Source organism: Mycobacterium deserti (genome assembly GCF_025345615.1).
GTDB lineage: Bacteria > Actinomycetota > Actinomycetes > Mycobacteriales > Mycobacteriaceae > Mycobacterium > Mycobacterium deserti.
The window spans coordinates 34,807-48,327 of sequence record NZ_JAODWD010000006.1 but is presented as its reverse complement, the minus strand read 5'-3'; the positions used below and the strand labels follow the sequence as shown (position 1 = coordinate 48,327).

Below are 13,521 nucleotides of genomic sequence, written 5' to 3'. Positions count from 1 at the left end.
GCGCCTTACGGTTTGGGCGTCACCTCGACACTAGGCGGGCGCGGTGACGGCTCCGGTTGCATCGAGCGGCGGATGATCGAGAACGCGGCCGCTCCGCCGGCCAGGACCACAACGCCTGCGGCGATGACGACCAGCGGATGGCGCCGCCGCTTACTGCGAGCCTTCTGCAGCGCCGCGGGAAGACTCGCCACGACTTCCTGCGCAGCGGCCAGTTCGGCCGCGATGGTCTCTTGCGCCGCGACCAGCTGATCGCTGACACGGCCCCGGCGGTACCGGTTGCTCACCCATGACGCCGACGACTGGGCGCCATCGATGCCGAGCCCCAAGGCGCCGCGGGTCACGTCCACCGGACCCACGGCGGTGTATTTCAGGCCGCGGGCCAGCCGCTGGCTCGGGGACAACCGGAGATCCGCCTTTGTGCTCATGCACACCTCTTCTGCAGCCGGGGAAGGAATCGATACCAGCCTGCCATCATCGCCGAGGAAGCGGTGCGGTGTTGAGCACCGAAGCGGGCGTGGCACACTGACTTCCCGTGACGAGCCCCATTCAGACAGCGACTGCAACGCTGCACACCAACCGCGGTGACATCAAGATTGCGCTCTTCGGAAACCACGCCCCCAAGACCGTGGCCAACTTCGTCGGACTGGCCCAGGGCACCAAGGACTACAGCAGCGAGAACGCCTCAGGTGGCGTGTCCGGACCGTTCTACGACGGCGTGATCTTCCATCGCGTCATCGAGGGTTTCATGATCCAGGGCGGCGACCCGGCCGGCACCGGCAGCGGCGGCCCGGGATACGAGTTCGCCGACGAGTTCCATCCCGAGCTCCAGTTCGACCGGCCGTATCTGCTCGCGATGGCCAACCGGGGCCCGGGCACCAACGGCTCGCAGTTCTTCATCACGGTGGGCAAGACGCCGCACCTGAACCGCAAGCACACGATCTTCGGTGAGGTCGTCGACCCCGAATCTCAGAAAGTGGTCGATGCGATCGCCACGACCGAGACCGACCGTCGGGACCGTCCTACCGATCCGGTGGTCATCGACTCGATCACCATCGCCTGAGGGCTCAGGAGCCGGCGTAACCGGCCGCGGTGAGGGCGTCCAGAACGTTCAACGGATCGGTGCCCAAGTCCCATCGGGTGAACACCAGCAGGTGATCCTCTGCGGTGTCGATCTCGAGTAGCCGCACTGTGCGCGCGATCCGTCGGAACTCGGTGATGCGGATCCGCCTGATGTCGTCGGGTCGCAGCACGGTCGTGGAGAACCATCCGCGGCTCAACAATCCCCCGTCGGTGATTGCCAGTTTCGGCTGTGCGCGCCACGACAGGAACGCGAAGGCGAGCAAACCCGCCGCGGCGACGCCCAGCAGAACACGGCCCGGCGGGTCTGTGATCAGCGTCACATCGACGACAGCCAAGATAAGTCCGGCTATGCCGCACGCGATGATGCCGCCGGCAGGCGGACTCCACTCAGTTTGCTGCATTGAAGCTCAACACCCATTTACCGTTGCTAATGAGGTTATCCACAGGTGCTATCCCCAATGGGGATGAATCACATCCGTGTGATCCGATGACCGCGAGGTTGCCAGCCGGGTAACGCGCGGAGGACAACTTGAATTCATCGCGCGGGTAAACCCGGTCAGCGCCAACGCATCGTGAGCAACAGCCCGGTGATCATGAAGGCAAACGCGATCGCGTAGTTCCACGGGCCGAGATCGGCCATAAACGGAATCGCCGAGGACGCCAGCTGGAACACCAGCAGCCAGACCAAGCCGATCAGCATCAGGCTGATGAACAACACCACGAACCAGGTGCTCGACGGCCCGGCCTTGACCTTGACCGGGGTGCGGCTCACGGCGCTGATCGTGAAGTCGTTCTTCTTGCGAACCTTGGACTTGGGCATGGGTACCTTCGACAATTCAGTGCGACGATGTAGTTGCGAGCCTATCGCAGGCAGCGCGGCAGGAGAGCATCCGATGGACCAGCAACGGCAATCTTTGTGGCGCTTCGGCGTGCCGGTGGTGTGCTTGTCGGCCGGGCTGCTCCTCGCCGCCACACACGACGTCTCGGGCGGCGACGACATTCGCCGCAGCGACGCGCCGCGCCTGGTCGACCTGGTCCGCGAAACCCAGCAGTCGGTGGACCGGCTCACCGCTCAGCGCGACGCGTTGAGCGCGACCATGGACAGCCATCACGGCGGCTCCCCCACCACCGATGCCGCGTTGACCGCCATCACCGAACGGTCGGCACAGCTCGCCCTCAACGCCGGCATGGAGCCAGTCCGCGGGCCGGGCCTCGTCGTGACGCTCAACGACGCTCAGCGCGACGCAGAGGGCCGCTTCCCGCGCGACGCCTCCCCGGACGACCTGGTCGTGCACCAGCAGGACATCGAGGCCGTCCTCAATGCCCTGTGGAGTGCGGGCGCAGAAGGCATTCAGATGCAGGACCAACGGATCATCGGAACCTCGGCGCCACGCTGCGTCGGCAACACGCTGCTGCTCAACGGGCGCACGTACAGCCCGCCGTACGTGATCGCCGCCATCGGCGACGTCGCGGCCATGCAATCCGCGCTCACCGCGTCGCCGTTGGTCTCGCTCTACAAGCGGTACGTCGAGCGGTTCGGGTTGGGTTACTCCGAAGAACCCAGCAGCGCGCTTGAACTGGTCGGTCACTCCGAACCGCTGCGCATGCGGTTCGCCAAGCCCGCGGGCCCGCTGGGCTACTGATGACGCCTAGTAACCTGGCCTGATGCAGGTTCTGGTCGTCGACAACTACGACAGCTTCGTGTTCAACCTGGTTCAGTACCTGGGCCAGCTGGGTGTGCACGCGCAGGTCTGGCGCAATGACGACGACCGACTGGCCACCGACGCCGACGTCACACGCGTGGCCGAGGAGTTCGACGGCGTACTGCTCAGCCCCGGGCCAGGGACCCCCGAGCGCGCGGGTGCGTCGATTCCTCTGGTCACCGCGTGCGCGGCGGCCGAGACGCCGCTGCTCGGCGTGTGCCTCGGACATCAGGCCATCGGGGTGGCGTTCGGCGGCACCGTGGACCGTGCCCCCGAGCTGCTCCATGGCAAGACCAGCACGGTCTATCACGCCAATTCCGGTGTCCTGCAAGGGCTTCCCGATCCGTTCACCGCGACGCGGTACCACTCGCTGACCATCCTGCCGGACACTGTGCCCACTGAACTCCAGGTCACCGCCCGCACGCAGGGTGGCGTGATCATGGGCGTGCGGCACACCGACCTGCCGATCCACGGCGTGCAGTTCCACCCGGAATCGATCCTCACCGAGGGCGGACACCGCATGCTGGCCAACTGGCTGGGTTACTGCGGCGCCGCGCCCGAAGAGGCGCTGGTGCGTCGACTCGAGGACGAGGTCACCGACGCCGTGCAGGCGGCTACGACGCGAAGTTCAGCGTGATCGTGGCGCCGAAACTGACTTCGGCACCTGCAGGCGGGTTCTGACGCACGACGGCGTTGGTGCGCTGCCCGCTGTTCTGGACGTCGCCGCCCTTGTCGAGGACGCCGGTCCAGCCCAGGGTGCGCAGCCGCGGTTCGGCGTCCACCCAGAACTGCCCGGTGAGATCCGGCATGACGAACTGGTTGCAGGCCGACAGCTGCAGCTGGATCGGAATGTCGACCGCAGAGTCCTGCCCGGCGGTCGGCAGCGTGCCCATCACCTGACCGCAGGGGGCCGTGCTGTCCACCTGGACCGACACCACGTTGTTGAAGCCGGACGCGGCCAGGATCTGGCGCGCGGGCGCCTCCGTCTGACTCTTCACGTCGGGGACGGGCCGGCTGTCAGGTCCCGAGCCCATGATGATGGTGATCTCGTTGGTGATCGCCGAGGTCTGGTTTGCCGGTGGGTTGGTGGCCAGCACCTTGTCCTTCAACTCCGGCGTCGACGGCGACGCCGACTGTCTGAACCGCTCGAAGCCGGCGTCGGTGAGCTTCTGCGTTGCCTCGGCGAAACTCAGATTCTTGACGTCGGGGACCTCACGCTGCTCGGGGCCGGTCGACACGTTCAGCGTGACCTCGTCGCCGGCGCTCACGGACGTGGCGGCGGCCGGCTCAGTGCTGATGACGTGATCGGGCGGGACCGTCGAGTCGGGCCGCTGCTGCGTGCGGGTCTTGAATCCGCGGTTCTGCAACTCCGCGATCGCGTCGGCTGAGGCCTGGCCCCGCACGTCGGGCACCTGCACGTCGCGCGTGCTGCCGCCGAACATGTTGATCGCGACCGTCACGATGACCGTCAGCACCGCCAGCGCGGCGACGGCGATGAGCCACCGGCCCACCGAGCCGCGGCGCTCGCGTTCGGCATACGCAGGCGCGGGGCGCACCACCGGGTCGATGGGCTCGGTCCGCTGATGCGGCGGCGGACTCGACATGAACGATGTGCGCTCGGCGTCGGTGAATACCTTTGGCGCATCGGGTTGTTCGCCACTGTGCACCCGCACCAGGTCGGAGCGCATCTCAGCGGCGGTTTGATATCGGTTGTCCGGGTTCTTGGCCAGCGCCTTGAGCACGACCGCGTCCAATTCGGGGGACAGCCCGGTGTGGCGCTGTGACGGCGGCACCGGATCCTCGCGGACGTGCTGATAGGCCACCGCGACAGGCGAGTCCCCGACGAAAGGGGGCTCCCCGGTGAGCATTTCGTAGAGCACACAACCGAGCGAGTAGACGTCGGAGCGCGCGTCGACCTTCTCGCCGCGGGCCTGCTCCGGTGAGAGGTACTGGGCGGTGCCGATCACCGCGGCGGTCTGGGTGACACTGTTGGCGTCGGCCAGCGCGCGCGCAATGCCGAAGTCCATCACCTTCACCGCGCCGGCCTTGCTGATCATGATGTTGGCCGGTTTGACGTCGCGATGGATGATGCCGTGCTGATGACTGAAGTTGAGCGCCTGACAGGCGTCGGCGATGACCTCGATGGCCCGCGTCGGCTCCATCGGCCCGTCGTTGTGCACGATGTCACGCAGCGTGACGCCCTCGACGTACTCCATCACGATGTACGGCAGCGGCCCGTTGGGCGTCTCGGCCTCGCCGGTGTCGTAGACCGCGACGATGGCCGGGTGGTTCAGCGCGGCGGCGTTCTGCGCCTCGCGGCGGAACCGGAGATAGAAGCTGGGGTCGCGGGCCAGGTCGGCGCGCAGCACCTTGATGGCGACGTCGCGGTGCAGTCGCGTATCGCGCGCCAGATGAACCTCGGACATGCCGCCGAAGCCGAGGATGTCACCGAGTTCGTACCGGTCGGACAGGTGCTGTGGGGTGGTCATGTTGAAATTCGGGGCCATGTCTGTTCTGGAGCCGTTGCTGGAGCCGCTCGTTGTGAGCGCGCAGACGCCACCTGCACCGTTGCAGGCGACGAAAGCGCGTCGCTTGGGGTTACCCCGATTCGCCGTCCATGATCGTCGCCGCCCGTCCCGGGGGTCCTTTGCGGGAGCGCGGCCGGTGACTCGAACGGTGTCGTCTCGGTGATCGTATTGGTGATCGTCGGCGGCGGCGCCTGCTGGTCCTTGCGGTCCTGGGCGTTCAGCACGATCAGGATGGCGATGACGATCGCCAATGCGCCGAGCACCCCGGCCGCCCACAGCAGTGCCCGCTGGCCCGAGGAGAAGGTGCGGCGCGGCGGGGGAGTGCGATGCGTGCCCGTCATCGGCCTGGCCGCCCGCGCGGCGGTTGCCGGGGCGCGACCGGTCATGTCGGCGGCGGCGCGTGCTTGCGCGGCCGACGGCACTGCTGCCGGGGATGCCCGACCGATCGACGGCGCCTGGTTCGGCCGCGGAGGTCGTCGGCCGGAGCGCACCGCCGCCACGGCGTCGGCGAACGCGCCGCCTGAGCGGTACCGCATACCCGGATTCTTGACCAGGGTGATCTCGATCAATTCGCGCACGTTGGGCGGCAGATCAGCGGGCAGCGGAGGCGGGGTCTCCTTGATGTGCTTCATCGCCACGGTCAGCGCGCCGTCGCCGGTGAAGGGCCGCTTGCCCGAAACGGATTCGTAGCCAACCACTCCTAGTGCATACACATCGCTGGCCGCGGTCGCGTCATGACCGAGCGCCTGCTCGGGCGCGATGTACTGGGCGGTGCCCATCACCATGCCGGTCTGAGTGACGGGCGCGGCGTCGACGGCCTTGGCGATGCCGAAGTCGGTCAGCTTCACCTGCCCGGTCGGTGTGATCAGGATGTTGCCGGGCTTCACGTCGCGGTGCACCAGGCCCGCAGTGTGCGCGACCTGCAGGGCTCGGCCGGTCTGTTCCAGCATGTCCAGCGCGTGGCGCAGCGACAGCCTGCCGGTGCGTTTCAGCACGGAGTTCAGCGGTTCGCCGTTGACGAGTTCCATGACCAGGTACGCGGTGCGGCCCTCGCCGTCCATGTCGGTCTCGCCGTAGTCGTACACCCCGGCGATACCGGGGTGGTTGAGCATCGCGACCGTGCGTGCCTCGGCGCGGAACCGCTCGACGAATTCGGAATCCTCCGAGTACTCGGCCTTGAGGACCTTGATCGCGACTCTGCGGCCCAGTCGCGAGTCGACGCCTTCCCACACCTGGCCCATACCGCCGGTGGCGATCAGCCGCTGTAACCGGTACCGACCGGACAGCGTCACTCCCACGCGCGGGCTCATGACCCCTCCCTCAGCGCAGCGGCGATCGTGGCCCTGCCGATCGGCGCCGCCAGTGCGCCGCCGGTCGCGTTGAGCCGGTCACCGCCGTTCTCGACCAGGACGGCAACGGCGACCTTGGGGGCCTGAGCCGGAGCGAAGGCGATGTACCAGGCATGCGGAGGGGTGTTTCGGGGGTCGGTGCCGTGCTCCGCTGTGCCGGTCTTCGATGCGATCTGCACGCCGGCGATGGCTCCCTTCTGCTGCGTCACCTGCTCGGCGGCGACCATCAGGTCGGTAATTGTATCCGCGACCTGCTGGGGCACCGCCCGTCGCTCTTCGGCCGGTGCCGTCGAGCTGATGTTGGCGAGATCGGGCCCCTTCAGGCTATCGACCAAGTACGGCCGCATCGCTACCCCTTTATTCGCGATGGTTGCGGCGACCGTCGCGTTCTGCAGTGGTGTCAGTGCCACGTCTTTCTGCCCGATGCTCGACATGCCCAACGCGGCGGCGTCGGGGATCGGCCCGACCGTCGACTCGACGACCTGCAGAGGGATGGGCGGGGGAGCGGTGTCCAGACCGAAAGCCGCGGCGGTGGACCGCAGCGCGTCGGCGCCGGTGTCGATGCCGAGTTCAACGAACGCGGTGTTGCAGGACCGTGAGAACGCCTCCTGCAGCGAGGCCGTCGGACCGCCACCGCACGACGATCCGCCGAAGTTCTCCAGCGTTGCTGTGCTGTCCGGCAACGGCATTCGCGCCTGTGCGGTCAGCTGGGTGTTTCTGTTCGCGCCCTGCTGCAGCGCCGCGGCGGTGGTGATCACCTTGAAGGTCGAGCCCGGAGGATAGGTCTCCGAGATCGCCCGGTTGAGCAGCGGGGACTCCGGATCGTCGCGCAGCTGTTGCCAGGCCACGCCCTGCTGCTCCGTGTCGTGAGTGGCCAACAGGTTCGGGTCGTACGACGGCGCCGAGACCATCGCGAGGATCTTTCCCGTCGACGGCTCGATGGCCACCACGGCGCCCTTGCACGGCCCGCCGCAACCGTCCTCCATCGCATCCCATGCCGCCTGCTGCACTTGGGGATTGATCGTGGTGTCGACGTTGCCGCCACGGGGATCGCGGCCGGTGAAGAAGTCGGCGAGGCGACGGCCGAACAGGCGCTCGTCGGAGCCGTTGAGAACGGTGTCCTCGGCGCGCTCCAGACCCGAGGACGAGTAGCGCAAGGAGTAGAAGCCGGTGACCGGAGCGTAGGCCTGCGGATTCGGATACACGCGCAGGAAGCGGAACCGTCCGTCGGTGGAGACCGAGTAGGCCAGAAGCTGTCCGCCTGCCGAGATCTGGCCGCGCTGGCGCGAGTACTCGTCGAGCAGCACCCGCTGGTTGCGCGGATCGGTGCGCAGTCCGTCGGCGGTGAAGACCTGCGTCAGGGTGGCGTTGGCCAGCAGCAGCACGATCAGAACCATGACCGTGACGGAGATCCGGCGCAGCGAGGTGTTCATACCTTCTCGATCACCTCGGTGCCGGCCGCCGCGAGCGGCGTCGAGGCCTGCGGCGTGGTGACGATCGGGCGGCGCGCGGCGTGCGAGATGCGCACCAGGATCGCCAGCAGCAGGTAGTTCGCCAGCAGGGACGAACCGCCGTAGGACATCCACGGGGTGGTCAGCCCGGTTAGCGGGATCAGCTTCGTCACGCCGCCGACGACGATGAACAACTGGATCGCCAGCGTCGAGGCCAGCCCGGCGGCCAGCAGCTTGCCGAAGCTGTCGCGCACCGCGATAGCCGTGCGTAGGCCGCGAATGATGACGATCGTGTACAGCATCAACACCGCGGCGAGGCCGACGAGTCCGAGTTCCTCACCGACCGCGGCGATGATGAAGTCGGTGGACGCGGCGGGAACGGTGCCGGGCTGCCCGTTGCCCAGGCCGGTGCCGAAGATGCCGCCGGTGGCGAACGAGAACAGCGACTGCGTCATCTGATAGCCGGCGCCCTCGGGGTCGGCGAACGGATCGAGCCACGTCTGCACCCGCACCCTGACATGCCCGAAGAGGTGGTACGCCGCAATGCTTCCGGCGGCGAACAACGCCAGACCGATGACCACCCAGCTGAAACGGTCGGTGGCGACATACAGCAGCACCAGGAACGACGCGTACAACAGCAGCGAGGTTCCGAGGTCCTTCTCGAAGATCATCACACCCACCGACGCGACCCAGGCCGCCAGCAGCGGCGCCAGGTCGCGGGGCCGGGGCAGGTCCATGCCGAGGAAGTGCTTGCCCGCACTGGTGAACAAGCTGCGCTTGGACACCAGGACGGCCGCAAAGAAGATCAGCAGCAGGATCTTGGAGAACTCCGCGGGCTGAATGGAGAAGCCCGGCAGTTCGATCCAGATCTTGGCGCCGTTCTGCTCCGACATCGACCGGGGGAGGACAGCGGGAATCGCCAACAGCACCAACCCGGTCAACCCGCAGACGTAGCCGTACCGCGCGAGCAGACGATGGTCGCGCAGAAAGATCACGATGAGCGAAAACCCGACGACACCGAGCAGCGTCCACAGCGTCTGCTGGTTGGCGGTGCCGCCCAGTCCATCCGCGGTCAGTTCGCCTTCGGCGATGTCGAGGCGGTGAATCATCACCAGGCCCAACCCGTTCAGCAGCGCGACCACGGGCAGAAGGAGCGGGTCGGCGTACGGCGCGAACCGGCGGATGGCCAGGTGCGCGCCCGCGAACAGGGCGAGGTACGCAACGGTGTACTGCGCCAGGTCCCAGTGCGGCCCCTGGTCCTGGTTCACCTCGACCAGCAGCAGCGCGAGCGCAGTGATCGCCGTGGCGAAGCCGAGGAGGATCAGTTCGGCATTGCGTCGGTTCGGCAGCGGCGGCATCACCGCGACCGGGGACTGCGGCTGGGTCGTCATGGGGCGACCTCGCGAGCGTCGGTCATGCCGCTTCCCGGCAGTTGGTGCCCGGCTCCGGCGGTGGGGGAGGCAGCGCGGTGACCGTGGGCGGCGGGGGCGGGGGCGGTGACGGCGAGGGAGGCGGTGCCGGGGGCTGCGACCCGGGCGGCGGCGCGGGTGTGGGCGTCGGCGAGGCCGACGGGGTGACCGTCCGCGGCGTCTCCGGCGCCGGTGGTGCGCTGCTCGTTGCGCTCGGATTGTTGGGCACGCCAGGCGAATTGGTCGGCGCCGGCGAGTGCGGCACCCCGGTGGGGCGCGGCGGGGCGGGAGACTCCTTCGGGCACAACGGAAGCAGTGAGTCTTGGGCGAGCTTGTTGATCTGACCGATGGCTTCGTCCTCGGAGCCCGTCGGCAGGCCGGCGTCCACCTGGGCGCGCTCCGACTGCTTCAGGTCACCGACCCGAAAAAGATCGCAACCCGGCGGCGACTGCCCCGGGCTGATGAGGTTGAGGCCGTTATGTGCCGTCAAACATCCTTGCCGGTATGGCTCTTGGAGTGGATAGCCGAGGATGGACCCCGGCACCCCCCGCATGATCGCGACGGCGCCGTCGTTGGCGGTGACGTAGTAGTTGCTTCGCACGATCTCGCGGCCGATCGCCAGACCCGACAGCACCACGAGCAGGACCAGTACAGCGGCGATGATCATCTTGCGCCGCGAGCGCGGCGGGCGGGGCGGCTCTTCAGGTTGCGGCACAACGCGTTTGGGCTCATTGCGGCGGGGGTTGAACGCCGATGCCCGCCCCGCGGCGGTGTTCGGCGGCGCCACTTGGTCGTCGTCTCCGGAGACCGCGCCCGCGAGGATCGGCTGCGTCTGCCCGTAGTCGTAATCGATGACATCGGCCACGACGACGGTGACGTTGTCGGGTCCGCCGCCACGCAGCGCCAGTTCGATGAGCCGGTCTGCGCTCTCGGCTACATCCTTGATCTGCAGCGCTTCGAGGATGGTGTCGTGGCTGACCGGATCGGACAGACCGTCGGAGCACAGCAGATAACGGTCGCCGGCCCGAGCCTCGCGCATGATCAGCGTGGGTTCGACCTCGTGTCCGGTCAACGCCCGCATGATCAGCGAACGCTGCGGGTGGCTGTGCGCCTCCTCGGCCGTGATGCGGCCTTCGTCGACAAGTGTCTGCACGAAGGTGTCGTCCTTGGTGATCTGAGTGAGCTCGCCGTCGCGCAACAGGTAGCCGCGGGAGTCACCGATGTGCACCAGGCCAAGTCGATTGCCCGCGAACAGGATTGCGGTCAGCGTCGTGCCCATGCCATCGAGCTCGGGGTCGGCTTCGACGTGCGCCGCGATCGCCGAGTTCCCCTCCCGGACCGCGGAATCGAGCTTGCTCAGCAGATCGCCGCCGGGCTCGTCGTCGTCAAGGTGGGCAAGTGCCGCGATCACCAGCTGCGAGGCCACCTCACCGGCCGCATGACCGCCCATGCCGTCGGCGAGCGCGAGGAGCCGCGCCCCCGCGTAGACCGAGTCCTCGTTGTTGGCGCGAACCAGGCCGCGGTCGCTGCGCGCAGCGTATCGGAGCACGAGCGTCACGGGCGCAGCTCGATTACCGTTTTGCCGATCCGAACCGGCGTGCCCATCGGAACCCGTACCGCCGTCGTCACCTTTGCCCTGTCGAGGTATGTGCCGTTGGTCGATCCTAGGTCTTCGACGTACCATTCCGGACCCCGAGGCGACAGCCTGGCGTGCCGCGTCGAGGCGTAATCGTCGGTCAGCACCAAGGTCGAATCGTCGGCGCGGCCGATCAACACCGGCTGGCTGCCCAGCGTGATCCGGGTGCCCTTGAGAGCGCCTTCGGTGACGACGAGCTGGCGTACGACGTTTCGACCCCCTCGCTTCGGCAGCAGCGATCCGCGCAGCGGCAGGCCACGGCGGACCATGACGGCGCCGGTGGGCGCGTAGATGTCGGTGCGCAGGATGCGGAGGACCGACCAGATGAACAGCCAGAGGAGCAGCAGGAAACCGACGCGCGTCAGCTGCAGAACCAACCCCTGCATCTGACGTCCTCTCCGTCCCCGTCCCGTACCAGTCGCGACAACACCCTTCAGCGTGCCACCTTCGGCGTCACGATACTTGGGCCGCCATCGACATGATGGCGAAGCCAGCAGGCTTGATCAGCCCGAGACCTCCGAACTCAGTGCACGCGGACGATGATCTCCGAGTGACCCAGCCGGATCACGTCCCCGTCAGCCAGCTGCCACTCCTGTACCGGTGCGTTGTTGACCGTGGTGCCGTTGGTCGAGTTGAGGTCCGACAGCAGCGCGATCTGGCCGTCCCACCGGATCTCCAGGTGACGTCGCGACACCCCGGTGTCGGGCAACCGGAACTGCGCGTCCTGGCCGCGGCCGATCACGTTCGCACCCTCACGCAACTGATAGGTGCGACCGCTACCGTCGTCCAGCTGCAGCGTGACGGTGGCGCCGCCGGCCGCGTAGTCGCCCTGGCCGTAACCGCCGTAGCCGGCGCCCTGTCCACCGGACTGGTAGTCGTAGGCGCCTGCGGGTTCGGCGTAGCCGGGCTCGGCGTATCCGCCCGCGGCGGGCGCGGGCGCGTCTGCGTAGCGGCCGTACTCGGGCTGCGCGTAGTCCTGACGGCCGTACGCCTGCCCGCTGTAGCCGCCCTGGTCCGGATAGCCGCCCTGATCGGGGTAGCCGCCTTGATCCGGGTATGCGGGCCGCGGTTCGGGCCTGCCGTATCCGCCGTCGTCGGGACGCCCCGGCGGACGGCCGTAGTCATAGTCGCCGGCCGGCGCGCCGTACCCCGGCTGCCCACCGCCTGGAGGGGGTCCGTAACCGGCAGGCGGCTGGCGGTAGCCGCCCTGGTCCGGGTAGCCGCCGCCGGCCGGCGGTCCGTAGCCCCCCGCGGGCGGACGCTGCTCGTAGCCCGGCGGCGGGTAGCCCTGGTCGGGGTAGCCACCCTGGTCGGGATAGCCGCCACCCTGCTCGGGGTAGCCGCCCGGCCGTGGGGGATAGGCCTCCCCCTGCGGCGGGTAACCGCCCTGGTCTGGCGGGGGATACGGGGCCCGCGGGTCCGGCCCGCGGTCATCGGGCTGGCGACCGTAGCGGTCGTCGTAGTATTCGTCGGCCGGCCGCCCCTGCCCCTGACCGGGCCGGTAGCTGGGATTGTCGCTCATCGCTTGTACTCCTGGTTCTGCGTTGGACGAGAGTGCTCGAGGTGGTGGGGCGGGTTCGTCCGTGGTCGAGTCGGGGTTGACCGCGCCACGCGCGCGAAACTGTCCGGTATGCAGTTGGGGTGACTGCTCGAACCTGACGACCACATCACCGTACGTTTGCCACCCCTGCTCACGGATGTATCCCTCCAGGTGCTTGGCAAACGTCGCTGATGTGAGGTCCGGGTCGGCGCTCACCTTCTGATAGTCAGGCACACTGAGGGTAATGACGTAGTCGTTTGGGGCCAAAACCCGGCCGCCGTGCAGTTCACGCGCTCCGGTGTCGGCTTCGCGACGCAGCATGGCTTCGACCTCTTGCGGGACAATCGATCCACCGAAGACCCGCGCGAAAGCGTCCCCGACGGTCGATTCGAGTTTGCGTTCGATGCGGTCGACTAGACCCATGTCACCGCCCGCCTCACTCGTCGTTGTCCTTCGTCGTGCTCCGGTCGGCCCGCCGCCGCGTGTCGTCTGGCCGCAATACTTCCTTGCATGGTATCGGCCCAGCACAGTCGTGCGGGACCAACAGAATTCTGAGAATCCGATTGGCCGATCAAGCAGGCATTAGCGTGATCGGTGCGGTTGGGGAGTGGGCCGCCGTGCGTGATAGGCTCCCCCGGTTGTTGGGGCGAGTGGCGGAATGGCAGACGCGCTGGCTTCAGGTGCCAGTGTCCTTCGGGACGTGGGGGTTCAAGTCCCCCTTCGCCCACAATCACTTCGGTTCGGCGCCGAATGCGCGTGACGTCGCGATCTGCACAAAGATCGTGACGTTTTCCTTTTTCGGAGGTCGCCGGTAAGCCCGTTCGG

At 67.8% G+C, this 13,521-nt stretch carries 13 protein-coding genes and 1 tRNA gene; 4 read left to right on the top strand and 10 right to left on the bottom strand.

Translation table 11 applies throughout. From position 1 onward, the window contains the following. Positions 1-5 precede the first annotated feature (5 nt). Positions 6-425 carry a cell wall synthesis protein CwsA gene (cwsA, locus tag N4S67_RS22960; protein ID WP_260995350.1) on the bottom strand — a complete coding sequence of 140 codons (420 nt, stop codon included), beginning with the start codon at positions 423-425 and terminating at the stop codon, positions 6-8. Positions 426-532: 107 nt separating this feature from the next. Here cwsA and N4S67_RS22955 point away from each other — a divergent pair, with 107 nt between their 5' ends. After that, entirely contained in the window at positions 533-1,060 is a 528-nt protein-coding gene (locus N4S67_RS22955) for a peptidylprolyl isomerase (protein WP_260995349.1), read from the top strand. A gap of 4 nt (positions 1,061-1,064) precedes the next feature. Here N4S67_RS22955 and N4S67_RS22950 read toward each other — a convergent pair whose 3' ends face one another. Together N4S67_RS22950 and crgA are read right to left on the bottom strand one after the other, a co-directional pair. Continuing rightward, positions 1,065-1,481 carry a PH domain-containing protein gene (locus N4S67_RS22950; protein WP_260995348.1) on the bottom strand — a complete coding sequence of 139 codons (417 nt, stop codon included), beginning with the start codon at positions 1,479-1,481 and terminating at the stop codon, positions 1,065-1,067. Between the two features lie 155 nt (positions 1,482-1,636). Then, positions 1,637-1,900: a cell division protein CrgA gene (crgA, locus tag N4S67_RS22945; RefSeq protein WP_260995347.1), complete on the bottom strand. Its 264-nt coding sequence runs from the start codon at positions 1,898-1,900 to the stop codon at positions 1,637-1,639. A gap of 73 nt (positions 1,901-1,973) precedes the next feature. On the opposite strand from crgA, the gene N4S67_RS22940 reads away from it, so the two are divergent. Together N4S67_RS22940 and N4S67_RS22935 are read left to right on the top strand one after the other, a co-directional pair. Then, positions 1,974-2,723 carry a DUF881 domain-containing protein gene (locus N4S67_RS22940; RefSeq protein WP_260995346.1) on the top strand — a complete coding sequence of 250 codons (750 nt, stop codon included), beginning with the start codon at positions 1,974-1,976 and terminating at the stop codon, positions 2,721-2,723. Positions 2,724-2,745: 22 nt separating this feature from the next. Then, positions 2,746-3,420: an aminodeoxychorismate/anthranilate synthase component II gene (locus tag N4S67_RS22935; RefSeq protein WP_260995345.1), complete on the top strand. Its 675-nt coding sequence runs from the start codon at positions 2,746-2,748 to the stop codon at positions 3,418-3,420. On the opposite strand, the gene pknB is transcribed toward N4S67_RS22935, so the two are convergent. From pknB to N4S67_RS22900, 7 genes are all read right to left on the bottom strand, one after another. After that, positions 3,398-5,272, bottom strand: a complete 1,875-nt coding sequence (gene pknB / locus N4S67_RS22930; RefSeq protein ID WP_260995344.1) for a Stk1 family PASTA domain-containing Ser/Thr kinase — start codon at positions 5,270-5,272, stop codon at positions 3,398-3,400. The two genes, N4S67_RS22935 and pknB, sit on opposite strands and share 23 nt — an antisense overlap. Next, a complete protein-coding gene (locus N4S67_RS22925; protein WP_260995343.1) occupies positions 5,269-6,621 on the bottom strand; it encodes a serine/threonine-protein kinase in 1,353 nt (450 codons plus the stop codon). The genes pknB and N4S67_RS22925 overlap by 4 nt, the downstream gene beginning before the upstream one ends. Next, on the bottom strand, positions 6,618-8,093 hold the full coding sequence (gene pbpA / locus N4S67_RS22920; protein WP_260995342.1) for a D,D-transpeptidase PbpA: 1,476 nt from the start codon (positions 8,091-8,093) through the stop codon (positions 6,618-6,620). Before pbpA ends, N4S67_RS22925 begins: the two co-directional genes overlap by 4 nt. Next, a complete protein-coding gene (locus N4S67_RS22915) occupies positions 8,090-9,502 on the bottom strand; it encodes an FtsW/RodA/SpoVE family cell cycle protein (protein WP_260995341.1) in 1,413 nt (470 codons plus the stop codon). Before N4S67_RS22915 ends, pbpA begins: the two co-directional genes overlap by 4 nt. Before the next feature lie 22 nt (positions 9,503-9,524). Beyond that, positions 9,525-11,078 (bottom strand): PP2C family protein-serine/threonine phosphatase, encoded by a 1,554-nt coding sequence (locus N4S67_RS22910; RefSeq protein ID WP_260995340.1) that lies wholly within the window; start codon positions 11,076-11,078, stop codon positions 9,525-9,527. After that, positions 11,075-11,542, bottom strand: a complete 468-nt coding sequence (locus N4S67_RS22905) for an FHA domain-containing protein FhaB/FipA (protein WP_260995339.1) — start codon at positions 11,540-11,542, stop codon at positions 11,075-11,077. Before N4S67_RS22905 ends, N4S67_RS22910 begins: the two co-directional genes overlap by 4 nt. Before the next feature lie 137 nt (positions 11,543-11,679). Then, on the bottom strand, positions 11,680-13,119 hold the full coding sequence (locus N4S67_RS22900) for an FhaA domain-containing protein (protein WP_260995338.1): 1,440 nt from the start codon (positions 13,117-13,119) through the stop codon (positions 11,680-11,682). A 221-nt stretch (positions 13,120-13,340) separates the two neighbouring features. On the opposite strand from N4S67_RS22900, the gene N4S67_RS22895 reads away from it, so the two are divergent. After that, positions 13,341-13,423: transfer RNA gene (locus tag N4S67_RS22895), tRNA-Leu, on the top strand. Positions 13,424-13,521 lie beyond the last annotated feature (98 nt).